Below are 22,278 nucleotides of genomic sequence, written 5' to 3' on the forward strand. Positions count from 1 at the left end.
CCTGCTTAACTCAAGGAGTTCTTACTCAGCAGGTCTTCGCCGCTGAGCCAGGTATCACCACCCGAGGAGTATCCCCATGCAACGTATCTCTACTGTTACCGCTGGCCTCCTACTTGGCATTTGCTTCACCACTACCGCCCACAGCGATTTGCTTGACGACATCCGCTCCGATGGCACCTTCACTGTTGGCACCGAAGCACGTTTCGCCCCATTTGAATACATTGAAGATGGCGAAATTGTCGGCTACTCCGCCGATATCATGGAACACATCATGAGCAAGCTTGAGGGCGTCGAATTGATCCGCATGGATCTCCCCTGGCAAGGCATTCTGCCAGGGCTGGAGCGCGAGCGTTTTGATTACGTGATCACTTCAGTCACCGCCACCCCTGAACGCATGCAGCGCTATCACTTAAGCGCGCCGATTGCAGATGCCACCATGGCGATTTTAAAACGCGCAGGCGAAGAGAATATCAGTTCGCCTGAGGATATCGCCGGCAAAGTGGCCGCAGCGCAAGCGGGTTCCGCACAATTGGAGGCGCTGGAAGCCTTGGCCGCCCAGCTCGAAGAAGCGGGTACGCCGGTTGCCAACATTCGCACCTATACCGGTGTTGACGAAGCCTACGCCGAGCTTGGAACCGGTCGTGTCGATGTGGTGGTCAACAGCCTCCCCAACCTGCTCGAAGCGGAGCGCACCCGCCCGGATGTGTTTGCAGTGGTCGGCACCTTTGGCGACCCTGTTTACTTCACCTGGGCAGGGCGTGATGACGAAGAGAGCGCATCGCTAAATGCCTTTATGGATGAGCAAATTCAGCGCCTTAATGAAGACGGTACGCTGACTGAGCTGCAGGAAAAATGGTTCGGCGGCCCCATGGATCTGCCTTTAGAGCTGCCCGTGGCCGAGTAAATCGGCGCCAGGTTCATAACATCGACTCATTTCTCTTTGCGGGTGCCGCATGTTTGAGATTCTACTCAACCACTATCCTGTGCTGCTGAAGGGCTTGACCACCACCCTGGTGGTCTCGCTTTCCGCCATCGCACTGGGATTGGTATTAGGTGTTCTGCTGGCCTTTGGGTTAACCAGCCAATACCACCTGGTGCGCTGGCCTTGCGGGCTTTACCGCAGCTTTTGGCGTGGCACCCCCATCCTGCTGCAACTGCTGCTGGTCTACTATCTGCTACCCGAAATTGGCATTGAGATAGCGCCTATTTCAGCGGCTATCTTGGCCCTCACGCTAAACACCGCAGCGTTCCAGGCAGAAATCTTCCGCAGTGGCATCAGCCATATCCCCGCTGGGCAAATAGAAGCAGCACGTATGGCGGGTATCTCCGCCTGGCAAACCCGCAGGCGCATCATTATGCCCCAGGTGTTTCGCCTGACGCTGCCGCCATTGACCAACGAGATCATCACCATCCTCAAGAATTCATCGCTGATTTCGGTGATCGCGGTCACCGAACTAATGCGCGTTAGCGAACAAATCGCCTCACGCACCTTTCAACCGCTGGAAACGTATTTGGCTGCCGCGCTGCTTTATCTAGCCGTCAATCTCGTGCTGGCCCGTATCAGCGCTTACTTGGAACGCCGTATGACCGGCGGCTTAGCCACCGAATAGGGGAGTGTCTGCCATGTTTGATATTGCCCTGCTATGGGAAGCGCGCGGCTTAATTCTGCAAGGGTTGTGGAACACGCTGTGGATCTGCTTTCTGGGCTGTTTACTGGCGCTTTCGTTGGGGTTGGCCCTGGCGGCGCTGCGGCTGGCCAACCCACGCCTTTTTGGCTACCCGGTGGCCTGCTATGTGGAAATTTGCCGCGGCACGCCTTTGCTGATTCTGCTGTTTTTACTCTATTACGGCGGCCCCAGTATCGGTTTGCGACTGGATGCCGAGATTGCCGGTGTCACAGGTATTGGCCTGTATGGCGCGGGTTACTTTGCGGAAATTTACCGCGGCGGTTTCAAGTCGATTCCGAAAGGCCAGCTTGAAGCGGCCCGGATGCTTGGCATCTCACCCTGGCACACGCTAACACGCGTCCAGATTCCACAAATGGCGCGGCTGATCGTACCACCAGGTACCAACCAGTTGATTATTCTGGTGAAAGAGTCTGCGCTGATTTCGATTATCTCAGTGGACGACCTAACCAAAAATGCCACGACGATCGTTAATCAAACCTTCCACGTCATCGAGCCATATCTAGCGGTCGCTCTACTCTACTGGCTGATGATTGAACTGGTTGCCCGCGGCGGCTATGCGCTGGAGAAGCGCCTGGCCGATCGTCAACCGCGCCATGTCACTCAATAAGGATAACCCCATGCCAATGGCTGACACACTCTCACCGCCACCAACGGCCAAGCAAAAGGCGATCGTCGAGGCGCATGGCATCAGTAAGCAGTTTGGCGACCTGGAAGTGCTGACCAACATCGACTTCAGCCTTGCGCCTTCCGAGGTGGTCTGCGTGATTGGCCCCTCCGGTTCAGGCAAATCGACCCTGCTACGCTGCCTGGCCTTTTTGGAGCCGTACGACCACGGCAGTGTCTATATCAACGGGAAGTTGCTGGGCTATGAAGACCGTAGTGGCAAACGCGTTCGCACCAGCGAAAAGCGCGTGGATGAAGTGCGCGCCCCCGTCGGCATGGTGTTCCAGCACTTTCATTTATGGCCCCACCGCACGGCCCTGGAGAATGTGACTGAAGCGCTACGCCTGGTTAATGGACTCTCCCGCGGGGACGCCGAAGCGGAAGGCATGGCCATGCTGGAACAGGTCGGCCTTGCTGAGCGTGCCGGCCACTTCCCCGAGAGCCTTTCCGGTGGCCAAAAGCAGCGGGTCGCCATTGCCAGGGCACTCGCCATGCGGCCCAGGGTGATGTTCTTCGACGAGCCCACCTCAGCGCTGGACCCTGAACTGGTGGGCGAAGTGCTGGATGTAATGAAGAAGCTGGCCGCCGATGGCATGACCATGGTGATCGTCACCCACGAAATGGGCTTTGCCGCCAAAGTCGCTGACCGAGTGATTTTTATGGATCAGGGCAGCGTGGTGGAGAGCAGCCCACCCGCGACGCTGTTTCGCCACCCCAAAAGCGAGCGGCTCCAACAATTTCTGAATACCTGGCGCGAGCGCCATATCGACTAGTTCGGCCACCCCACATGATGACGATACCTGGAGAATCCCATGAATTCTGATCCACGCTTTGATCACGCGCGCATTGAGCAACTGCCGCGCAGCAACAGCGAGCCCTGCGGCCACAATCACACGCTAGAAAATCCCATCTCTCCCGATGGAACTCCGGTACTGGGCGCGCGCTACGCAATCCCCGCCCGTGGTGGCCGTGCGGTACGCTTAAAAGCGGGCCAGACGGTCCGTATTATCAATACCCATGGCACCCAGGTGTGCGATACCTGGGCGTTTAGTACCGATAACCCCAACGAGTTTATGTCCTGGGAGCATGGCCGTGCGTGGTTGAGCGGGCTGATTCCGCAAGTAGGCGACCCGCTGATGAGTAATCGCCGCCGCCCGATTATGACGCTTACCGCTGACACCTCACCAGGCATTCACGATACGCTGATGGCAGCCTGCGACCTGTTCCGCTATATGACGTTGGGTGTCGAGGGCTATCATGATAGCTGCGCTGATAACCTGCGTTTGGCCATGCAGGCCATTGGCTCTAAAGCACCTGAAGTGCCACAGCCGTTTAATCTATGGATGAATATCCCCGTTGATGCGCAGATGAAGGTTGACTGGTGCCCACCGGTTTCCAAACCCGGTGACTATGTGGAGCTACGCGCCGAAATGGACTGTATTGTGGCCATGTCCGCCTGCCCGCAAGACATCATTCCTATCAATGGCGCTGATTGCGTACCTGTCGAAGTACATTTCGAAGTTTACGCATAAAGCCAGACAAGGAGCGCCTGATGCAGAGCCACGCTAATCACCCAGACAACTCCACTACTATAAACCTGAGCGCTATCGCCACGGCGGTCAACCCACAGCGCCTGGAGAACGACTTGGCAACGGTCGCTAGGTTCGGTGGTCGCACGGATGGCGGTGTGACGCGCCTGGCACTGGATAACAATGACGTTCGAGCGCGACTATGGCTGATCGAACAAGCCAGCACGCTGGGTGCCAAAGCGAGTGTTGATGCCATCGGCAATGTGTTTCTTGACGTTCCCGGCAGCGACCCCAGGCTCTCCCCCGTGGTGACTGGTAGTCATCTGGATAGCCAGCCGACGGGTGGCAAGTACGATGGTGCGCTGGGCGTGCTGGCAGGGCTTGAAGCCCTACGTGCGCTTAAACAGGCTGGCTTTACTCCTCGTCGCTCGCTATCGCTGGTGAGTTGGACCAATGAAGAGGGCGCCCGCTTCTCACCCGGCACCTCAGGCTCAGCGGTCTTTTGCGACGTACGCAGCCTGGATGAAACCCGCCAGGTTGAAGACAGCGACGGCATCAGCCTGGGCAGTGCCTTGGATACTTGTCTGGCTGAACTTGATGCTGCGGGGGTGCCTCGCCGCCCATTGGCAACCCCCATGCACGCCTTTCTGGAACTACATATTGAGCAAGGCCCCATTCTGGAGCGCGACGGTGTGTCAGTCGGCGTGGTGGAAGGTATTCAAGGCGTTAGCTGGTTTGAAGTCACCGTATCGGGAAGCGCCAACCACGCGGGTACCACCCCGCGTGCCATGCGCCGCGATGCACTGGAAGGCGCCTGTGCGCTGGCAACGGCGCTACGGGAAGCCACCCGTGATAGCGAAGATCGTGTGCGTTTTACCATCGGCAAGTTTACCGTCAGCCCCGGTTCGGTAAATACGATTCCAGATCAGGTCACCTTTAGTATCGATTTGCGTCACCCCGAAGCGGCCACACTAAAAAATCTGGAAGCCACCTTCAGTAAACTCACCCAACGATCCTGGGCAGGTTGTCACGCAACGCTGATACCACTCTCACGAGTCGAGCCGGTAGCGTTTCCCGCAACGCTCACTACCCTGCTTGATGGTACCGCCAACGAGCTGGGTCTTACTGCACCGCGATTAGTATCGGGCGCCTTTCACGATGCCATTCATCTCGCTAAACACTGCCCAACGGCGATGCTGTTTGTGCCCTGTCGCGATGGCCTTAGCCACCACCCGGATGAGCATATCGAACTCGCTAATGCCGTGGTGGGCACCCAACTACTGGCCGCCAGCCTAGCGAGCCTAGCCCAATAAGGAGAACGAAATGACTAACGGTACCGACGGCACCCGCCGCAATAGTGCCACCAGGGAAAGTTACCTACCACGCCAGGAGCCACGCTATCGAGAAATCGCCAGCTTCTTGCGTTCACCGCTAGCCGACTCGCTAGAGGAGCTTGATATTGCTCTGGTCGGCATTCCTTTTGATGGCGGCGTCAGCAATCGCCCAGGTACCCGCCACGGCCCCAGGGAAATTCGCAACCAGTCGAGCATGATGCGCAGCCTGCACCACGTTACCCGGCTAGATCCGTTTGCACAGGCCCGCATTGCTGACATCGGCGATGTACGCTTTTCATCGATTTACGACCTTGAGCAGGTCTCCAACGATATTGCCGCCCATTACCGTGCTATTCAGCAAGCAGGCGTTATTCCGCTCAGTGCCGGTGGCGACCACTCAATCACCTACCCTATCCTGCGCGGCTTAGCGGCCCAAGGCCCAGTGGGGTTGATTCACATTGATGCGCATACCGACACCTGGGATGAGTTTCAGGGCTCGAAGTTTCATCATGGCGGCCCCTTCCGGCTCGCCTGTGAGCATGACCTGATTGATCCCAAACGCACGGTACAAATTGGCATTCGCGGCGCCCAGAACACCACCCAAGGGTGGGACTATTCCGATGCCATGGGTATGCGGGTGATATTTATGGAGGAAGTGGATACATTGGGAATTGAGGCAGTGATCGCCGAGGCGCGCCGCGTTGTCGGCAACGGCCCAGTTTATCTCTCGTTCGATATCGATAGCATCGACCCCGCCTTCGCCCCTGGTACCGGTACACCTGAAGTGGGGGGCCTCACCAGCCTGCAAGCACTGCAACTGGTACGCGGCTTTCGTGGCCTACCGCTCATCGGCGCCGACGTGGTGGAAGTCTCCCCGCCGTTCGACCCTAGTGGTAACACGGCCCTGCTTGGTGCCACCCTTATGTATGAGCTGCTGTGTTTGATTGCTGAACAGGTAGCGGTGGATAGGGGTTAAGCTCCCGTAGAACACTACGAGTTAAGAGAATGAATCGCATAATTGGCCCAGTGCGTTTATCGGATTGGGCGTATCTATTTTGCGTTTACGGCAACGGGTGTAATCGGCTTTATGTGATCAACAGTAGCTATGCAGCTACATCTTCTTTCCTTAAGGATGTAATGACTACGCTGACAAAAATCAATCCCCCCCCATCATCTGTAATGCAGAGAGGGATTCATTTAGCCATATAATCGCAAATATAGCCCCGAACAAAGGTTCACTCCCCATTAACAGAGATACTCTCGTAGGAGACGTCTTGCGCACCGCATAATTTTGTATATAGAAAGCAAAAAGAGTACAAAATATTACCAGATACGCCATTATCAGCCAAAAACCTATCGAAGTAGGCATCGAAATTTCTGATAAAGGTTGAAAAACAAATGCTAAAAACAGTGAGATAGATACAACCACCAACGACTGAATTGCAGTTAAGGTGGATGTCGTTATTACCTTCCCTTCCGCAACACGCTTCGTAAATGTAACCATCAATGCCCGCAGAAGCGCTGCCATTAAAATAAAATAGTCTCCTTTATTTAATGCTAGAGCGGCCCCCTCTGAGCTAGTTAGCAAAAGTACGCCTAACACACTTACCAATGTCATCATTAACAACGCATTCGTTATTCGTCTCTTGTTAATAATTAGTTCGGCGAAAGCAGTCAAGATGACTGACAAGCTGATAAGAAAAGCCGCTTTAGAGGCCGAAGTATGAAACACACCATAAACTTCGCAAAAAAAAATTGCCGCGAGTATAGCCCCTGTAGGAACAGCAACCTTCCAATCTTTATTTAAGCCACGACGGAAGTCTCTAATAACTACTGGCAGCATGCATAAAAATGTAATAGAAAATCGAATCGCTACAAAAATCAAGACACTTGTATAAACCAATGCATCTTTTGTTAATCCATAACTCGTCCCCCAAAAAATAGCCACCATTAATAACATTATTTCTGTCAGTGGAATCTTATATCCTATTTTATTTGATGCACTCGCAATCTTACCCATTACACAACTCCTTAACCGAAAATACAATTTAACAGTATTGATTTTCAGATAACTAGCAACCAAACAAACTCCATCCCCAAATATCATCTATTGACAAAATAATTATCTATAAGTAGGTTGAAAACAACAAGACCGGTGAAATGCAAAGGACAATTGCGCTGTGGACACGAATAAACTACTCCCGTTGCTGGCTGAGATGGCAGTATTCGTAAAAGCAGTTGAGTCTGGCAGCTTTTCAAAAACTGCCAAAATACTTGGAGTAGCTCCCTCTTCTATCAGCCGCTCTATCATGCGACTTGAATATTCGTTAGAAGAAAAGCTCTTAGAGAGAACAACTAGGCAAATGCGTTTAACGCCTATAGGTCAAGAGGTATTCCTACTCTGCCGGAATATGTTGGAGTCGGCACAAATGGCAGTCTCCGCTGCCCAATCTGATAAAATTGATGTATCAGGATCTTTAAGAGTAGCTGCACCAAAAGCGCTATCTAAACAAGTCTTGATGCCTATGATTCTAGAGTTCACTAAGCAAAACCCCAAAGTATCATTCCAACTCAAGGTCACCGATCATCTAGTAGACCCAATTGGAGATGAAGTGGATGTATTTATACACATCACAGAAAACCCAATTGAAGGGCTTATTTCCAGGCATTTAGGCCGTTGCCGACTCATATTATGCTCCAGCCCAAATTACATAGAATCATTTGGCAGGCCTAGCCATCCTGAAGACCTCTTAAGCTATAACTGTTTATGCCTTGGAGAGAGTCCTCGTGACAGAGTATGGAGTTTTACAAAAGGTCACCAGTCAGTCCCTGTGAATGTAAAAGGCACACTGACAGCCAATCACAGCGAAATAAGAAGAGAAGCTGTAATAAGAGGCATGGGGATATCTATATTTCCAGACTTTGTTATATCCTCTCACTTAGTATCAAATGAGGTTGTAGAGCTTTTGCAGGATTGGCATGTGGGTGGAAAATATCAGGGGGAAATTATTGCACAATACGCTCAGTCAAAATATATAACCAGTCAGCTTAGAGCTTTTATCAACTTCATAAAAGACTGCTTTAACAGCAACAGAACATGATATTTCTATCATCTAAACTCTAAAAATGACAACAGCTAAGTACTTATTCATAATCCCCAGGCTCAATCCGGTTCATTCAATACCTCGATATCAACTAGGTGGGTATTTCTTCCTACACGTTTAAGGTCAGCCCAGGCGGCTTCAGGTGTCGCAATTTTGAGGGGGCGACCAATATCCTTCATGCGGGCCATCAGCTCGGAGACTGGGCGCCGCGTGTGAGTATACTCAATGGTGCCATAAGGCTTGCGGTAGACTCCCTTTCGGCCGGTCGTCATAATGGTCAGTCGCTCAACCGGAATCTGTGAGATGGCACCATATTCAGATAGTACACTCTCATGGGACACGTAGTTGTATTCCCCCCCGGCGCATGGCACGAGCAATACGCTCCAGCCGATAAGCGTCTGGAGATCGAGATAGCGCATAGTGATAGATACCCCGCGCAACACATTCAAGCACCCCATGACGACGAAGTCGGTTCACGCCCCCTTGGAGTGTTTTCGGGCTATCCTCATGGAACAGCTTGGCGAGATCTCGCAGTGTAAAAATCTTGCGCCCCTGACGATCCCAGGCATCTAATCGTTGGCGAGCGATCATTTGATCTATAAGTAGACGCCTTCAAGTCATCTTTACTCGATTAAGCCGTCAGCCCAATCCCTCTCAAAATCACCGAAGTGACCGACTGCACGGCTTTCTCGAACTGTAGGTCATCAAGGGGTTTGTCGTCGTTTAACAGGTAAATTTGATAGTCAAAGTCGGCATAGTGCTGGGTGGATGCCCAAATCATATAAAGCAGGTAGGAAGGCTCAACGGGGTTGATCTGGCCGGTGTCCACCCATTCGCGGATTTTGGACTCTTTCAGCTTGGCCCATTCGTAAAGGTTGTCACGCAGGCGTTCTTTTAGAATTGGGGCACCCTGCATGACCTCTGCCGCCCATATTTTAGAGCCATGGGCACGATAGCGGGAGTGGTTCATCTTGGCACGGATATAAGTGGCAAGGACCACTCGGGGGTCATCGTAGAGCTCAAAGCACAGCGCATCCTGTTTCCAGAGATCCAACAAGGCCAGCAGCACCTCCTGATAGAGCACTTTTTTAGTGGAAAAATAGTAGTGCACGTTGGATTTTGGTAAGTCAGCCAGCTGGGCAATCTCTCCCATGGAGGCCCCGGCATACCCTTTTTCAGCAAATAGCTGCTCTGCTGCCTGAAGAATTTTTTTGACGTTGGTTTGCCGAATTTCGTCCTGTGTTCTCGCCACGCTGCCGACTTCCTTTATGACGTTTATGCACTGAGCAGCCAATCATGACAACCGTGACCGTGCTGCACAAAAAAGCACCACCAGGAGAGCTCCTGATGGTGCAGTGAAGATGGCGCAGTTAGCGCACAACGTCAACGTTGGTTCGTAGGGAATGAGAACTCGGCGCTGGTCGCTTCACTCACTGATGGCCAGCGCTGGGAAACCGCTTTACGGCGGGTATAGAAGCGTACCGAATCGGGCCCATAAGCATGGAGATCGCCAAACAGTGAGCGCTTCCAGCCGCCAAAGCTGTGGTAAGCCACCGGCACTGGCAGCGGAACATTGACGCCCACCATGCCTACTTCGATACCATCGGTAAAGCGGCGAGCGGCTTCACCATCACGGGTAAACAGGCAAGTGCCGTTACCATATTCGTGGTCGTTAATCAGTTGCATGGCGTCGTCTAAACTACCCACCCTTACCACACAGAGCACTGGCCCGAAGATCTCTTCCTGGTAAATACGCATATCAGCCGTGACGTTGTCGAACAGGCAGCCGCCAATGAAGTACCCCTCTTCATGGCCAGCCACTTTCAGACTGCGGCCATCAGCAACCAGCTTGGCACCGGCGTGAATACCCTCTTCGATATAGCCGAGCACTTTATCGCGGTGCTCTGCGGTGACCAGCGGCCCCATATCCAGTCCCTTGTCGGTACCAGGACCTACTTTTAGCTCTGCGATTTTGGGTAGCAGTGTTTCGACCAGACGGTCCGCCGTTTTATCTCCCACACAGACAGCAACGGAGATCGCCATACAGCGCTCTCCGCAACTGCCATAAGCTGCGCCCATCAAGGTGTTGGCCGCGTTTTCCAAATCGGCGTCCGGCAGCACCACAGCATGGTTCTTCGCACCACCCAACGCCTGAACACGTTTACCCGCAGCACTGCCACGGGCGTAAATTGCCTCGGCAATCGGCGTCGAACCCACAAATGAAATGGCTTTGACGGCCTTGGCATCCAGCAGTGTTTCCACGGCTTCGCGGCCACCGTGAATCACATTCATCACACCCTTGGGCAGTCCCGCCTCTTGAAGCAATTCGGCCACGGCCATGGCTGCTGAGGGATCTTTTTCTGAGGGCTTAAGGATAAAGGTGTTACCACAGGCAATTGCCATGGGATACATCCACAGCGGCACCATGGCTGGGAAATTAAACGGGGTAATGCCCGCCACCACGCCTAAGGGCTGGAAGTTGGACCAGGCATCAATGCCTGGCCCTACGTTATGGGAGTACTCCCCTTTTAGCAGCTCCGGTACACCGCAGGCGTATTCAACGTTTTCGATGCCACGTTTAAGCTCGCCCATGGCGTCTTCAACGGTTTTGCCATGCTCTTCACTGACCAGTTGCACGAGACGATCAGCGTGCTCTTCCAATAGCTGCTTGAAGCGATACATGACTTGAGCGCGCTTGGCGGGCGGTGTATCCCGCCAGGCAGGAAATGCCGCCTGGGCGGCGGTGATGGCACGCTCTACATCGGCAGCACTGGCATCCGCCACCTGGCGAATCACTTGACCGGTAGAGGGGTTAGTCACCTCCAGGGTACGCTGGCTCTCAATCAGCTCACCATTAATCAGATGGGAAACAACACTCATCTTTAAACGCTCCGTCATAGGTTATGCCAGTGAATCCAGGGTCGTCGCCACGGCGTCAAACAAACGCTCCAGTTCAGCCTCAGTGGTACCAAACGGAGGGCCAAACTGCAGCGTGTCGCCGCCATAGCGCACATAAAAGCCTGCTTCCCACAGGGCTAAGTGAGCATCACGCGGGCGAATGGTTGGGTCACCATCGCGGGGGGCCAGTTGGATAGCGCCAGCCAAACCATAGTTACGGATATCGATAATGTGATTAGCGCCTTTAAGCGCATGTAATTTTTGCTCAAAGGCAGGGGCAATCTCACGAACCTGGGCAGGGAAGTTTTCACGCTCCAGCATGTCAAGCGCCGCCAAGCCAGCCGCACAGGCCACAGGGTGGGCACTGTAGGTATAGCCGTGGGAAAACTCGATGGCGTGCTGAGGGCCACCAGCATGCATAAAGGTGTCAAAAATCTCGCTGGAAGCAATCACCGCCCCCATGGGCACGGCACCGTTGGTGATCTGCTTCGCCACGTTCATGATATCCGGTGTAACACCAAAGGATTCGGCGCCTGTTGTCGCGCCACAGCGCCCAAAGGCGGTGATCACTTCATCGAAAATCAACAGAATATCGTGGGCGGTACAGAGCTCGCGTAGGCGCTCCAGGTAACCCTTAGGTGGCACGATCACGCCAGCAGAGCCAGACATCGGCTCCACAATCACCGCCGCAATGGTCGATGCATCGTGCAAGGCAATTTGGTCCAGCAGTGCATCAGCAAGTTCAGCGCCGGTTTCCGCCTGACCGCGGGTATAGGCGTGGCCTGCCTGAAGGGTATGCGGCAAATGCGTCACATCCATCAGTTGACCATAGTGCTTCCGGTTGCCACCGATGCCTCCCAAACTGGTTCCACCGATATTGACGCCGTGATACCCCTTGGCGCGACCAATCATACGCGTTTTCTCGGGCTTACCTTTTAGCCGCCAGTACGCTTTGGCCATCTTGACGGCGGTGTCTGCCGACTCTGATCCCGAATTGGTGAAAAACACATGGTCCAGGCCTGCGGGGGTCAGGCTTGCCACCTTTTCTGCCAGCTTAAATGCCAGTGGATGCCCGATCTGAAAGCCGGGCGCAAAATCCAGCGTCCCTAACTGGGCAGCTACGGCGTTTTGAATCTCTTCGCGATTATGGCCCGCGCCACACGTCCACAACCCGGACAGTGAATCGAACAACTTCCTGCCCTGGTCATCGATGTAGTAACGCCCTTCCGCTCCCGCAATAACACGTGGATTGGCGCGGAAGTCACGATTTGCACTAAACGGCATCCAGTAATGCTGGTTAAGCGGGGTATTCGATGCACGCTCGTTGGCAGAGCGCTCAGATGCTTGCGGGGGTGTTTTGCTTTTTATTCCAAACATAGTGTCCAGCTCCATCGCTATGAGGCATAGCCTCAGCATGCGCTACGGGGCAGGTATGTAAAATTACACTTTTCTTTTGTTCACGTTAGAGAATCTATACGTAACAGGGGGGCTTTCCTATTGCGGGCGGCTTGACGGGGGTTATAAAAAGATCTAATCATTATATTTATACGAATAAATACAACAAAAAAACGGACCACGCCCAGCATCGCCCCATTCGGCCATTTGATCGCCGATAAGGCGCCACGTAGTTAATAATCTTTTAAATTAAAGGGTTTAACCGATGTTGACGTACTTAACTCCCCGTAAGCTAGCGCTTTACGCTGGCATCCTATTTTGCTTCTTTATGCTGGAAAGCCCCATCATTATGTGGGCCAACCAAATAGAACCGATGCTGTTTGGCATGCCATTCTTTTTCCTCTGGAACCTGTTCTGGTGGTTTGCGTTAACCGCGCTTTTTTTAGTGGCGTATTTAACCAACTGGGGCAGTCCCACTAAGCGCCCCACCGCTCAGTAACCGGACAAGGAGTTCAGCATGACCGGCAGTTTATTGATTATCACGGCATTTATGGTTATCCCCTTACTCGTAGGGGTACTATCCGCCCGTCAGTCCCAAGAAACCAGTGAAGACTTTTTCGTTCAGGGCCGCGCCATGGGTAGCATTGCGGTGTTTTTCACTGTCGCGGCAACCTGGTGGAGTGCGTTTGCATTTTTAGGCTCTAACGCAACGTTTTATACCAGCGGCCCCGTCTATTTAACGGCGCTTGCCTGGAACCTGCTGTTTGGCTTTATGTATTACTGGATTGGCAAACGGGTGTGGTTTTTAGGTAAACGTTTCAATTATTTAACTCCATCTGATTTAATTGGCGACTTTTATAACAGTGAAGCACTACGCATCACCGTTGCGGCGATTACCCTTATCTTCACCGTCCCTTATTTGCAGATTCAGTTAACGGGCGGTGCTTATCTCATCGAGGTCGCCTCGGGCGGTCTAATCCCCTTCTGGCTGGCTGCGCTACTGTTCTACTTCATTATTATTATCTATGTTTGGATTGGTGGTATTCGGGCCATCGCCTGGACCGATGTGATCTACGGCGCGCTGCTGTTTTTCGGCATGATGTACGCAGGCTACTACATTTCCAGCCACGTGGGTGGCCCAGCGGCCCTGTTCAGCCAGTTACAGCAAACCTCTCCCGATCACCTCACCCTGCCTGGGCCTAATGGCAATATGGGTTATCCCATGTGGTTCTCGCTGTTTGCCATTACCGCCATTGGCGCCTTTATGGGCCCACAGATCTGGCTGCGGATGTATTCGGTTAAAAGCGGCAAGCTCTTTAACCTGATGCCCTTCTTGCTGGGACTGGCCGCTTTCGCCTATGTGGGTTCGGTGCTTTCCGGCTACTCTGGCGTCTTGTTGGAGCCCAACGTGGGGAATCCGGACCAAATCCTGCCCATCATGCTGATGAATTATGCGCCTTACCTACTGGCCTCGCTCATAATGGCTGCAGGTGCTGCGGCCGCCATGTCCACGGCTAACTCACAGATTCATGCGGTTTCCACCGTGGTGACGATGGATATTTACAAGCGCTACATCAACCGTGAGGCCAGTCAGGCGCGCATCGTTTATATTGGCCGTCTTTCATTGGTTGGGTTCTCCCTGGCCGCCTACATCATGGCCCTCACCGTGCCTGGCGTACTGGTAACTATTGGTATTGCTGCCCTGGCAGGTACTGCTCAGCTGATTATCCCTACTATTGGTGCCATTACCTGGAAAAAAGCTCACCCTAGCGCTGCGCTTGCCGGTCTCTGGGGTGGTATCGCCTGCGTTCTGCTGATGACCTTTGGTCCGCTGAGTGCCCCTCTGGGCTTCCATGCGGGTATCTGGGGGCTGCTGCTCAATGCCGTGCTGTTTATTGGCCTTAGCTATGTACTGCATCGTCGCGATACCTCAGTTGTGGAGCGTTTTACCCAGGCGCGCTACGACTACGATGCTGAGTACCATCCGGAACGTTTGCCAGCATACTCCCAGCCAGCCACCAGTAACGTTAACTATCAATAAAGGAGTGTGCTGATGGTTCAAGCCTCGGTACCCACCTCCAGGCGCCGCCCCAAGCTCGCCGAACTGATCAGCGATGATATTAAGCGCTGGATTGCATCTGAGTCGCTTGGGGAAGGGGATCGTTTGCCGAATGAGAAAGCCTTGATGGAGCTTTACGGCAGCGCTAAAGCGACCGTTCGGGAAGCGCTTAAGATTCTTGAGGTTGAGGGGCTTATTACCCTGAAAACCGGCCCCAAGGGCGGGGCGGTGATCAATCAACCAGGGATGGAACCTGCCAGCCGCATGCTACGCAACTTCCTGCATTTCCAACAGTTGGATGGCAGGCAGGTCTATCAGCTACGCAAGCTGCTGGAAGTCGAGTTGGCCGTATCGGTGGTTGGCAGGCTAACGGAGGCAGATTTTCAGCAGCTTGAAGCCAATATAGCCGCCTGTTCATGTTGCGGCGGCGAAGAAGACCATCGGCGCCAGCGCTTTTTGGAGCTTGAGTTTCACCAGCTCTTGGCCCGCGCTTGCCCTAACCCTCTCCTGGCATTTATGTGCCAGTTTTTAAACGACATGCTGCGCGACCTGGTGGTGATCAAAAAAGCCTATGTCCCTGAGCGCAAGCAGTTTGACCACGCGAATCAGGACTACCACCGGCAATTGGTGGAAGCCTACCGGACTGAGGATACCCAACGAGTTCGGCGGATTATGGCCGAGCATATGCAGGATGCAGAGCATCACATGAGCGCTCTGGAAGCCGAAATGGCGGCACAAATGTTGATCAGCAGTGACTCACTTTCCGGCCATAACCACCGTTCCAAATTACACGACCTACTATCGGAAAATGCAGCGCCTTAATGGCCCGCCGCTTTACCCCGCGAGGACATCCATATGAATACTTACGTTACGCCAAACACCGCCACTGCCGACCTACGCACTGATGGTGACCGCTTGTGGCAATCGCTCATGGAGCTGGCCAAAATCGGCGCTACCGCTAAAGGGGGTGTTAACCGACAGGCACTCACCGACCTGGACCGCCAGGGACGAGACCTGTTTATTCAGTGGTGCCGTGCCGAGGGCTGCACCATCCGCATTGATAAAATCGGTAATATCTTTGCCCGCAGGGAAGGCAGCGACCCAGGCGCTAAAGCCGTGATGGCGGGCAGTCACCTGGATAGCCAGCCGACCGGGGGGAAATACGATGGTTGTTTCGGTGTGCTTTCAGGCCTGGAAGTCATTCGCACCCTTAACCAGCATAACATCACCACCCGGGCGCCCATCGAAGTAGTGGCCTGGACCAATGAAGAGGGCTGCCGTTTTGCTCCTTGCATGATGGGTTCCGGGGTATTTACCGGCGAGCTTGAATTTGATGCCATGATGACCCGCACCGACGCTGATGGAGTGTCGGTAAGCGATGCCCTGGATGCCATTCACTATCGCGGCAGCGATAACGTCTCTTCCAGCGAGATCAAGGCCTATTTCGAGCCCCACATTGAGCAAGGCCCCATTCTTGAAGATACCAACACCACCATTGGCGTCGTCATCGGCGCGCTTGGCCAGAAATGGTATGACTTAACGCTGACAGGGCTGGAAGCCCATGCAGGCCCTACCCCGATGCACCTGCGCCGCGATGCGATGATGGGCGCGGCAGAAGTCACCCAGGCACTCAACCGTATTGCCAATGAACACCAGCCCCACGGGCGCGGTACAGTAGGTTACATGGCGCTGCACCCCGGTTCGCGTAACGTGATTCCCGGGCAGGTAAAAATGACCCTGGATATGCGCCACTGGGAACCGCAAGCGCTCACCGCAATGAGCCAGGCCGTAGCTACCTCCATTGAAGAGATTTGCCAGCGCCATGGGCTGGAGTACACGCTGACCCCGACAGCGGATTTCGCTCCCGAGTTCTTTGATGAGTCCTGTGTCTCAGCGGTACGTCAGGGAGCGGAGAAGCTCAAGCTCTCCCATATGGATATCATTAGTGGTGCCGGGCACGACGCTATTTTCATTGGCCGTGTCGCCCCAGCGGCGATGATCTTTATTCCCTGCAAGGATGGCATTAGCCACAACGAAGCCGAGAGCGCTACCCCTGAGCACGTTCACGCAGGCTGTAACGTACTGCTGCACGCGATGCTGAATGCCGCAGGTATAGAGGCTGGCGAATAATCATGGCGGATTCCTTCGAAACACTGACTGCCGTTGGGGCATTAACCGGTTTCAGCGAGGGTTCTCTTTCGCCGGAGGCGCTCATTGATGACTGCCTGGTGCGCATTGCACGTGATAACCCTGCCATCAATGCCTTTACCTGCGTAAATGATGACGCCCGTCGTCTGGCGGCCGAATCCGCACGGCGCTGGCAGGCAGGAGCCCCCTGCGGGCCGCTGGATGGTGTACCGGTCACGATTAAGGATTTGACGCTGACCCAAGGCCTGCCGACACGCATGGGGTCAACCACTACCTCGTCTGACGGCCCCTGGGAATTGGATGCCCCGATCACTCGCCATTTGCGCAATGCCGGGGCTATCGTGATCGGCAAAACCACCTCTCCGGAATTTGGCTGGAAAGGCGTCACTGATAACCCCTTACATGGTATTACCCGCAACCCCTGGAACACTGATCTCACCCCAGGCGGATCATCTGGTGGTGCGGGTGCAGCGGCTGCTCTTAACCTTGGGTTGCTTCACCAGGGCAGCGATGCGGGCGGCTCCATTCGCATCCCGTGCAGCTTTACCGGTACCTTTGGTATCAAACCAACTTTTGGCTGGGTGCCGCAATGGCCAGCCAGTGCCATGAGCACACTCTCCCACCTGGGGCCTATGACCCGTACTGCCGCTGACAGCGCTTTAATGTTAAGCGTGATAGCACAGCCCGATGCCCGGGATGGCTACTCGGGAAGCCCTCGCGCCCCCGACTGGCTAACCCCGCCACCCAGCAATCTTCACGGTTGGCGTATTGCCTTTAGCGCCAACCTTGGCTATGTAGAGGTCGCGCCGGATATAGCCCAGCAGGTAGAGCAGGCCATTGCCCATTTAGAAGCCCTGGGGGCAACGGTTGAGCGTATCGACCCTGGATTCAGCGATCCACTCAAGACCTTTAATACCCTCTGGTTTGCAGGCGCAACCCAGGCCCTTGAACGGCTTGATGAGCAGCAATGTTCACAGCTTGACCCTGGGTTCCTGGATATCGCCCGGCGTGGGCAGGATGTGTCGCTTTCTGCTTATCTTGCCGCCCGGCGTGAACGTAGCGAACTGACCGCCCATATGGCAGCGTTTCATAAACGCTACGACCTGCTGGTTACCCCTACCATGCCTATCGCTCCCTTTAAGGCGGGCCATAACGTACCGCCAGAAGGCCCCTACAGGGACTGGATGGACTGGACACCCTTTAGTTACCCGTTCAACCTTACCCAGCAGCCCGCTGCTTCACTTCCCTGTGGCCTGGACGACCAGGGTTTACCGGTAGGTCTGCATCTGGTGGCAGGTAAATACCAGGATCTCAAGGTATTGCATGCAGCCCACCTGCTGGAGCGCTGTTTACCGCCGTTAACACCACCGAGAGTGGCACCGCCATATGCGTGAGCTACTGTGGGTTGATCTGCCGTAGCGCCAACTCAGCAAACTGCTTGCGGGAAGGCTTAAACCCCACATCAGCAGGCCAGGGCAGCCAGGCATTAGGCACCATAAAGCCGGGCAATGCCTCGCGCACCCAGGCCTCCAACGCCTGGGTGGTCACGCTATCTGCCTGCTTATCAATAAAAGCGACCGGGCGCTCTCCCCATTCAGGATGCGGCACTGGCACCACCAGCGCCTGAGCCACGCCAGGATAGTTGACTAACCGCTGCTCGATGCTTTCCGGCTGGATATTCTCTCCCCCGGAAATAAAGCGATTATCAAGCCGGCCTTCAACCACCAGTTCCCCATCGGCATTGAAATGCCCTTTATCGCGGGTGGCAAACCAGCCCTCATCGTTCACAGCAGGATCAAGTGCACCGTTATCCAGATAGCCGCAAAACAGTGTCTCCCCACGTAGTTGAATTTCCCCCTCCACCACCCTCACCTCCCGGCCCGGCAGTGGCCTGCCCACAACGCCTGGCGCAGAAGGTACTCCGGTGCACACCTGGCTGGACATTTCGGATAACCCATAGCTGACCTTCGGCGTCAGCCCAAGGTGTGTCATCTCAGCCACTAACGGAGCAGGAATCGCCGCCCCACCTAACAGCAATTCCCGCAATTGAGAGCGCTGGGGGTGAAAGCCTGCGCGCAGCAGTCGCCAAAGCTGCGTGGGCACCAGCGACAGGTGAGTAATCGACTGTTGTGACAGGCGGTCAGAAAGCGAGTGGGGGGCGTCATCAAGAATAACCCGCCCCCCGGCAAGGAAAACGCGAAACGGAATCGCATAGCCCCCAATATGAAACAACGGTAGCGACAGCAACCAGCCACTCTCATGATCAACGGGGATAAACGATGCCGAACCGCGCGCAGAAGCCAAGTGATTCGCCACACGGTGTAGCACCGCCTTGGGTGTGCCGCTGGAGCCGGAAGTAAAAATGGTGTTACACCGTTGGCTGCCATCAAGCACTGGGGGCTCACCGACATCGGCTTCCGCCCAAAAGTCGAGGGTGATAGGTGTCAGGTCAGAGGAGTAACGTAGACCGCTCTCCGGCTGGCAAACGCGGGCAACCAGCAGACGCTTAGCCAGCGCCTGCTGCTGAGCAACAGGAAAAGCGGGATTAAGTGGGCAAAAGATGATACCCGCCCGCAAGCAGGCCCATGCCAGCAGCAAGGAGTGCAGCGCCCCTTTGGCAGGCACCATCAAGCGGTCACCGGGTACGAAGCCTTCACGGGCCAATTGCTGTACCAAAGAAGCCACACGACGATCGAGCGTTCGATAACCAAGACGCACCGAGCCAGCCTCTATCGCAATATGCTCAGGGGCCTCTTTAGCCCAGTAGTGGATGGGGCAGGTTTGCATCACGCGAAACTCTCCTTGCTATGGCTCCGGGACTCGATAGAGACAGCGCAGGCTATCGGTTATCACGTCCCCCATGGCAGTGGTAACGCGCTCGGTAAGCCAGTGCCCCGTATCCAGACCCGGCGGCTCATTGGGCGCCCACTCACTGTTCAGCCGGGCAAGCAGCCCCAAGCCCAGATCAGACTCGAAACTCGATGAAAGCACGACACGCAAGTCATTTTCCATGGCTCGGTGAATCAACGCCTCGCAAGTGCTAAAAGCGCCTATCAGTGTTGGCTTGATCACCAGAGCAGCAATACCTGGATGATGCGGCCAATCCACACCACGCGATAACGTTTCATCCAGGGCAATATTCACTCCAGTGGCCTCTGCAACGGCGATGGAGTCTGTAAAGTCAGCACAGGGCTCTTCCAGGTAATCAATTTGCTCAAGGGGGAGGCGCTGACAAAAGCGCTGTGCCTCGTCACGGCTCCAGCCGCCGTTGGCATCCAGAATCAGCTTAACGGCGGGTAACCGCAGCGCTAAACGGGTAATCAGCGCCAGCTCATCCTCTGCGCTATAGCGCGCCACCTTCAGTTTGAGACGCAACGGCGGAGCAGCCCCCCAGCCAGCCACGATACTGTCCAGAGCATCCATAAGCTCCAGAGGGGCGCCCTGGAGCAGTGGATAGGGTGTGAAGGGAACAGGGAAGCTGGTTGGCCATCGGTACTGCGCACAGTCAAAGCCAAACTGCACTGAGGGAAGTGTTGGCGTTCTTTTTTCGCCCCGCTCCAAGGCCATAAGGCATGCCAGACTTTCGGCCTCCGCCTCCGCCAGGGTTTCAAGGGAAAAGCCCGGCAGAGGCGCAATCTCCCCCCACTGAGCGTTGATGGATACCAACAGGCCCCGGCGGTGTGTCAGCCGATGCCCTTTAAACGACAGTGGCTGGCGCAACGGCAAGGAGTAACGGTAAAGCGCCAGCGTCATTAAGGATTACGCGGGTAGCGTGAAAAGTCCGGACGACGTTTCTCGTTAAAGGCGTTACGCCCTTCCTGGCCCTCTTCGGTCATGTAATAGAGCATGGTGGCATTACCCGCCAGCTCCTGCAACCCGGCCTGACCATCGCAATCGGCGTTCAATGCGGCTTTCAAACAGCGTAACGCCATTGGGCTATGCTGGAGCATTTCCCGGCACCAACGAACACTCTCTTTTTCCAGCTCCGCTATAGGAACCACATGATTCACCAGCCCCATCTCCAGCGCCTGGGCGGCGCTGTATTGACGGCACAGGAACCAGATTTCACGGGCCTTTTTCTGGCCTACGATACGTGCCATATAGGAGGCGCCGTACCCACCATCGAAGGAGCCTACCTTGGGACCTGTCTGCCCAAAGACAGCGTTATCGGCGGCAATGGTCAGATCACACATCATATGCAGCACGTGACCGCCACCAATTGCGTATCCCGCCACCATAGCGACCACCGGTTTGGGGCAGGTGCGAATATCACGCTGGAAATCCAAAACATTCAGATGATGAGTGCCTTCATCATCCCGATAGCCACCATAGTCGCCGCGAATGCGCTGGTCACCGCCGGAACAGAAGGCCTTGTCACCCGCTCCCGTCAATAGAATGGCGCCAATGGCACTATCATGACGAGCCCGGCCAAGCGCCTGGATCATCTCGCTCACCGTCCGAGGACGAAATGCATTACGTACCTCAGGACGGTTGATGGTGATGCGTGCAATCCCCTCTCTCGATGTGTGATACAAAATATCCTGATAACCACTTGAGTGATCCTGCCACTCGATAGAAGCGTAGAGTTCCGTTTCAGTGAGTCCGTTGATCATGCCAATCTCTTTTTCTGTCAGGGGCGTCTGCTATACAGCAGGTTATCTAATTCAGCATACCCGCCACTACCATGCCCAGCGCCAAAAGGCTCAGTAGTGCTGCCAGGCCATACATCACCTTTTTATTAAGGGTATCGTTGCCCAGGCTCAGGTCAAACAGGCCGTGGCGTAGGCGATGAGCAGCATGGAACAGCGGTAAGCAGACCGCCGCACCAATAAACAGCAAGCCGGGAATACTAAACAGTAATCCCGATGCCCGCTCATAGCTCAGCGCTTCAGCGGGCAGCAGGCCAAGGGGCAGTAACACAGCAATAAATAGAATAACAGCGGGCATAATCACCGCAAAGCAGACCCCACCAGCACTAAACAGCCCCCACCAGAGGGGTTCATCATAGGCTTGCCGACGGTGCGCATCGTGTTGACTCACGCTTGGTTTGTTCACGTTCATGCCCTCCCAAATAACCAGAGAAACAGCAGCGCTACCACCAGCACTCCGGCCCACTGCCCAGCGACAATTGCCTGATCAGGCAAGCTGCGCCCCGCAATGCGTAGCGGCATTACCCGTGGAAATAACACGAAGAAGGTGGCCGCATGGAACAGGCTGGCTATTAACGCCAACAGATTCAGCAAGAGCACAATGGGCGCCCCCATAAAGGCTACCCACCCCTGCCAGCTATCTGGGCCCTGAAGCAGGGAGATCATACCAGCCAGTAGGCAAAGGATGAAAAATACCAACGGCAGTACCGTGGCCTCGCGCACCATATAGAGCTTAAAAAAACGATGTTTAAGCCACCAGGTACGTTTTAGCGGCGGTAGGCGTTGTAATGTCGATTTATCCATGATCCTC

24 protein-coding genes are annotated in these 22,278 nt (G+C 54.6%); 13 read left to right on the forward strand and 11 right to left on the reverse strand.

The window, feature by feature from the left end; all coding sequences use genetic code 11:
• The first annotated feature begins 76 nt into the window (after nucleotides 1-76).
• Genes HP566_RS13850 through speB form a run of 7 tightly spaced genes read left to right on the forward strand, consistent with a single transcriptional unit; the run spans nucleotide 77 to nucleotide 6,190 of the window.
• On the forward strand, nucleotides 77-904 hold the full coding sequence (locus HP566_RS13850) for a transporter substrate-binding domain-containing protein (protein WP_249977855.1): 828 nt from the start codon (nucleotides 77-79) through the stop codon (nucleotides 902-904).
• 49 nt (nucleotides 905-953) lie between these two features.
• Nucleotides 954-1,610, forward strand: a complete 657-nt coding sequence (locus HP566_RS13855; RefSeq protein ID WP_249977856.1) for an amino acid ABC transporter permease — start codon at nucleotides 954-956, stop codon at nucleotides 1,608-1,610.
• A 13-nt stretch (nucleotides 1,611-1,623) separates the two neighbouring features.
• Nucleotides 1,624-2,295, forward strand: a complete 672-nt coding sequence (locus HP566_RS13860; RefSeq protein ID WP_249977857.1) for an amino acid ABC transporter permease — start codon at nucleotides 1,624-1,626, stop codon at nucleotides 2,293-2,295.
• A 10-nt stretch (nucleotides 2,296-2,305) separates the two neighbouring features.
• A complete protein-coding gene (locus HP566_RS13865) occupies nucleotides 2,306-3,124 on the forward strand; it encodes an amino acid ABC transporter ATP-binding protein (RefSeq protein WP_340163081.1) in 819 nt (272 codons plus the stop codon).
• Between the two features lie 39 nt (nucleotides 3,125-3,163).
• A complete protein-coding gene (locus HP566_RS13870) occupies nucleotides 3,164-3,883 on the forward strand; it encodes a DUF1989 domain-containing protein (RefSeq protein ID WP_249977858.1) in 720 nt (239 codons plus the stop codon).
• Nucleotides 3,884-3,903: 20 nt separating this feature from the next.
• The gene (locus HP566_RS13875) at nucleotides 3,904-5,193 is read left to right on the forward strand and encodes a M20 family metallo-hydrolase (protein WP_249977859.1); all 1,290 of its coding nucleotides are present in this window, start codon (nucleotides 3,904-3,906) and stop codon (nucleotides 5,191-5,193) included.
• 10 nt (nucleotides 5,194-5,203) lie between these two features.
• A complete protein-coding gene (speB, locus tag HP566_RS13880) occupies nucleotides 5,204-6,190 on the forward strand; it encodes an agmatinase (protein ID WP_249977860.1) in 987 nt (328 codons plus the stop codon).
• Between the two features lie 180 nt (nucleotides 6,191-6,370).
• Here speB and HP566_RS13885 read toward each other — a convergent pair whose 3' ends face one another.
• Entirely contained in the window at nucleotides 6,371-7,234 is an 864-nt protein-coding gene (locus HP566_RS13885) for a DMT family transporter (protein WP_249977861.1), read from the reverse strand.
• A 160-nt stretch (nucleotides 7,235-7,394) separates the two neighbouring features.
• Between HP566_RS13885 and HP566_RS13890 the strand changes: the two genes are divergently transcribed.
• Nucleotides 7,395-8,315 carry a LysR family transcriptional regulator gene (locus HP566_RS13890; protein ID WP_249977862.1) on the forward strand — a complete coding sequence of 307 codons (921 nt, stop codon included), beginning with the start codon at nucleotides 7,395-7,397 and terminating at the stop codon, nucleotides 8,313-8,315.
• Between the two features lie 62 nt (nucleotides 8,316-8,377).
• On the opposite strand, the gene HP566_RS13895 is transcribed toward HP566_RS13890, so the two are convergent.
• From HP566_RS13895 to HP566_RS13915, 5 genes are all read right to left on the reverse strand, one after another.
• Nucleotides 8,378-8,659 (reverse strand): hypothetical protein, encoded by a 282-nt coding sequence (locus tag HP566_RS13895; protein ID WP_249977863.1) that lies wholly within the window; start codon nucleotides 8,657-8,659, stop codon nucleotides 8,378-8,380.
• A complete protein-coding gene (locus tag HP566_RS13900) occupies nucleotides 8,649-8,909 on the reverse strand; it encodes a type IV toxin-antitoxin system AbiEi family antitoxin domain-containing protein (RefSeq protein ID WP_249977864.1) in 261 nt (86 codons plus the stop codon). The genes HP566_RS13895 and HP566_RS13900 overlap by 11 nt, the downstream gene beginning before the upstream one ends.
• Before the next feature lie 40 nt (nucleotides 8,910-8,949).
• Nucleotides 8,950-9,570 (reverse strand): TetR/AcrR family transcriptional regulator, encoded by a 621-nt coding sequence (locus HP566_RS13905; RefSeq protein WP_249977865.1) that lies wholly within the window; start codon nucleotides 9,568-9,570, stop codon nucleotides 8,950-8,952.
• 131 nt (nucleotides 9,571-9,701) lie between these two features.
• Nucleotides 9,702-11,198, reverse strand: a complete 1,497-nt coding sequence (locus HP566_RS13910; RefSeq protein ID WP_249977866.1) for a CoA-acylating methylmalonate-semialdehyde dehydrogenase — start codon at nucleotides 11,196-11,198, stop codon at nucleotides 9,702-9,704.
• Nucleotides 11,199-11,219: 21 nt separating this feature from the next.
• On the reverse strand, nucleotides 11,220-12,593 hold the full coding sequence (locus tag HP566_RS13915) for an aspartate aminotransferase family protein (protein ID WP_284041469.1): 1,374 nt from the start codon (nucleotides 12,591-12,593) through the stop codon (nucleotides 11,220-11,222).
• Nucleotides 12,594-12,876: 283 nt separating this feature from the next.
• On the opposite strand from HP566_RS13915, the gene HP566_RS13920 reads away from it, so the two are divergent.
• From HP566_RS13920 to HP566_RS13940, 5 genes are read left to right on the forward strand one after another with little or no spacing between them, the layout of a single operon-like run.
• The gene (locus tag HP566_RS13920; RefSeq protein WP_249977867.1) at nucleotides 12,877-13,110 is read left to right on the forward strand and encodes a hypothetical protein; all 234 of its coding nucleotides are present in this window, start codon (nucleotides 12,877-12,879) and stop codon (nucleotides 13,108-13,110) included.
• Between the two features lie 18 nt (nucleotides 13,111-13,128).
• Nucleotides 13,129-14,652 carry a sodium:solute symporter family protein gene (locus HP566_RS13925; RefSeq protein WP_249977868.1) on the forward strand — a complete coding sequence of 508 codons (1,524 nt, stop codon included), beginning with the start codon at nucleotides 13,129-13,131 and terminating at the stop codon, nucleotides 14,650-14,652.
• 12 nt (nucleotides 14,653-14,664) lie between these two features.
• On the forward strand, nucleotides 14,665-15,492 hold the full coding sequence (locus HP566_RS13930) for a FadR/GntR family transcriptional regulator (RefSeq protein WP_249977869.1): 828 nt from the start codon (nucleotides 14,665-14,667) through the stop codon (nucleotides 15,490-15,492).
• Nucleotides 15,493-15,525: 33 nt separating this feature from the next.
• Nucleotides 15,526-16,800, forward strand: a complete 1,275-nt coding sequence (locus HP566_RS13935; protein WP_249977870.1) for a Zn-dependent hydrolase — start codon at nucleotides 15,526-15,528, stop codon at nucleotides 16,798-16,800.
• A 2-nt stretch (nucleotides 16,801-16,802) separates the two neighbouring features.
• A complete protein-coding gene (locus HP566_RS13940) occupies nucleotides 16,803-18,212 on the forward strand; it encodes an amidase (protein ID WP_249977871.1) in 1,410 nt (469 codons plus the stop codon).
• Between the two features lies 1 nt (nucleotide 18,213).
• Here HP566_RS13940 and HP566_RS13945 read toward each other — a convergent pair whose 3' ends face one another.
• From HP566_RS13945 to HP566_RS13965, 5 genes are read right to left on the reverse strand one after another with little or no spacing between them, the layout of a single operon-like run.
• Nucleotides 18,214-19,605, reverse strand: a complete 1,392-nt coding sequence (locus HP566_RS13945) for an AMP-binding protein (protein ID WP_249977907.1) — start codon at nucleotides 19,603-19,605, stop codon at nucleotides 18,214-18,216.
• 18 nt (nucleotides 19,606-19,623) lie between these two features.
• Complete coding sequence (gene menC / locus HP566_RS13950; RefSeq protein ID WP_249977872.1) at nucleotides 19,624-20,571, reverse strand: o-succinylbenzoate synthase; 948 nt, start codon at nucleotides 20,569-20,571, stop codon at nucleotides 19,624-19,626.
• A complete protein-coding gene (menB, locus tag HP566_RS13955) occupies nucleotides 20,571-21,431 on the reverse strand; it encodes a 1,4-dihydroxy-2-naphthoyl-CoA synthase (RefSeq protein ID WP_249977873.1) in 861 nt (286 codons plus the stop codon). Before menB ends, menC begins: the two co-directional genes overlap by 1 nt.
• Nucleotides 21,432-21,477: 46 nt before the next feature.
• Nucleotides 21,478-21,873 carry a fumarate reductase subunit FrdD gene (gene frdD, locus HP566_RS13960; protein ID WP_425348198.1) on the reverse strand — a complete coding sequence of 132 codons (396 nt, stop codon included), beginning with the start codon at nucleotides 21,871-21,873 and terminating at the stop codon, nucleotides 21,478-21,480.
• 2 nt (nucleotides 21,874-21,875) lie between these two features.
• Entirely contained in the window at nucleotides 21,876-22,271 is a 396-nt protein-coding gene (locus HP566_RS13965; protein ID WP_249977875.1) for a fumarate reductase subunit C, read from the reverse strand.
• Between the last annotated feature and the right edge of the window lie 7 nt (nucleotides 22,272-22,278).

This window comes from Vreelandella olivaria (assembly GCF_023507745.1).
GTDB classification, from domain to species: Bacteria; Pseudomonadota; Gammaproteobacteria; order Pseudomonadales; family Halomonadaceae; genus Vreelandella; species Vreelandella olivaria_A.

Excerpts from the sequence above, each read along its gene's own strand:
- HP566_RS13870 (WP_249977858.1), top strand. The coding sequence starts at position 3,164 with ATGAATTCTGATCCACGCTTTGATCACGCGCGCATTGAGCAACTGCCG.
- HP566_RS13860 (WP_249977857.1), top strand. The coding sequence starts at position 1,624 with ATGTTTGATATTGCCCTGCTATGGGAAGCGCGCGGCTTAATTCTGCAA.
- HP566_RS13855 (WP_249977856.1), top strand. The coding sequence starts at position 954 with ATGTTTGAGATTCTACTCAACCACTATCCTGTGCTGCTGAAGGGCTTG.
- menC (WP_249977872.1), bottom strand. The coding sequence starts at position 20,571 with ATGACGCTGGCGCTTTACCGTTACTCCTTGCCGTTGCGCCAGCCACTG.
- HP566_RS13865 (WP_340163081.1), top strand. The coding sequence starts at position 2,306 with ATGCCAATGGCTGACACACTCTCACCGCCACCAACGGCCAAGCAAAAG.
- HP566_RS13900 (WP_249977864.1), bottom strand. The coding sequence starts at position 8,909 with ATGATCGCTCGCCAACGATTAGATGCCTGGGATCGTCAGGGGCGCAAG.
- HP566_RS13850 (WP_249977855.1), top strand. The coding sequence starts at position 77 with ATGCAACGTATCTCTACTGTTACCGCTGGCCTCCTACTTGGCATTTGC.
- HP566_RS13930 (WP_249977869.1), top strand. The coding sequence starts at position 14,665 with ATGGTTCAAGCCTCGGTACCCACCTCCAGGCGCCGCCCCAAGCTCGCC.
- HP566_RS13920 (WP_249977867.1), top strand. The coding sequence starts at position 12,877 with ATGTTGACGTACTTAACTCCCCGTAAGCTAGCGCTTTACGCTGGCATC.
- HP566_RS13935 (WP_249977870.1), top strand. The coding sequence starts at position 15,526 with ATGAATACTTACGTTACGCCAAACACCGCCACTGCCGACCTACGCACT.
- HP566_RS13910 (WP_249977866.1), bottom strand. The coding sequence starts at position 11,198 with ATGAGTGTTGTTTCCCATCTGATTAATGGTGAGCTGATTGAGAGCCAG.
- menB (WP_249977873.1), bottom strand. The coding sequence starts at position 21,431 with ATGATCAACGGACTCACTGAAACGGAACTCTACGCTTCTATCGAGTGG.
- HP566_RS13875 (WP_249977859.1), top strand. The coding sequence starts at position 3,904 with ATGCAGAGCCACGCTAATCACCCAGACAACTCCACTACTATAAACCTG.
- speB (WP_249977860.1), top strand. The coding sequence starts at position 5,204 with ATGACTAACGGTACCGACGGCACCCGCCGCAATAGTGCCACCAGGGAA.
- HP566_RS13925 (WP_249977868.1), top strand. The coding sequence starts at position 13,129 with ATGACCGGCAGTTTATTGATTATCACGGCATTTATGGTTATCCCCTTA.
- HP566_RS13915 (WP_284041469.1), bottom strand. The coding sequence starts at position 12,593 with ATGTTTGGAATAAAAAGCAAAACACCCCCGCAAGCATCTGAGCGCTCT.
- HP566_RS13965 (WP_249977875.1), bottom strand. The coding sequence starts at position 22,271 with ATGGATAAATCGACATTACAACGCCTACCGCCGCTAAAACGTACCTGG.
- HP566_RS13940 (WP_249977871.1), top strand. The coding sequence starts at position 16,803 with ATGGCGGATTCCTTCGAAACACTGACTGCCGTTGGGGCATTAACCGGT.
- HP566_RS13885 (WP_249977861.1), bottom strand. The coding sequence starts at position 7,234 with ATGGGTAAGATTGCGAGTGCATCAAATAAAATAGGATATAAGATTCCA.
- HP566_RS13945 (WP_249977907.1), bottom strand. The coding sequence starts at position 19,605 with ATGCAAACCTGCCCCATCCACTACTGGGCTAAAGAGGCCCCTGAGCAT.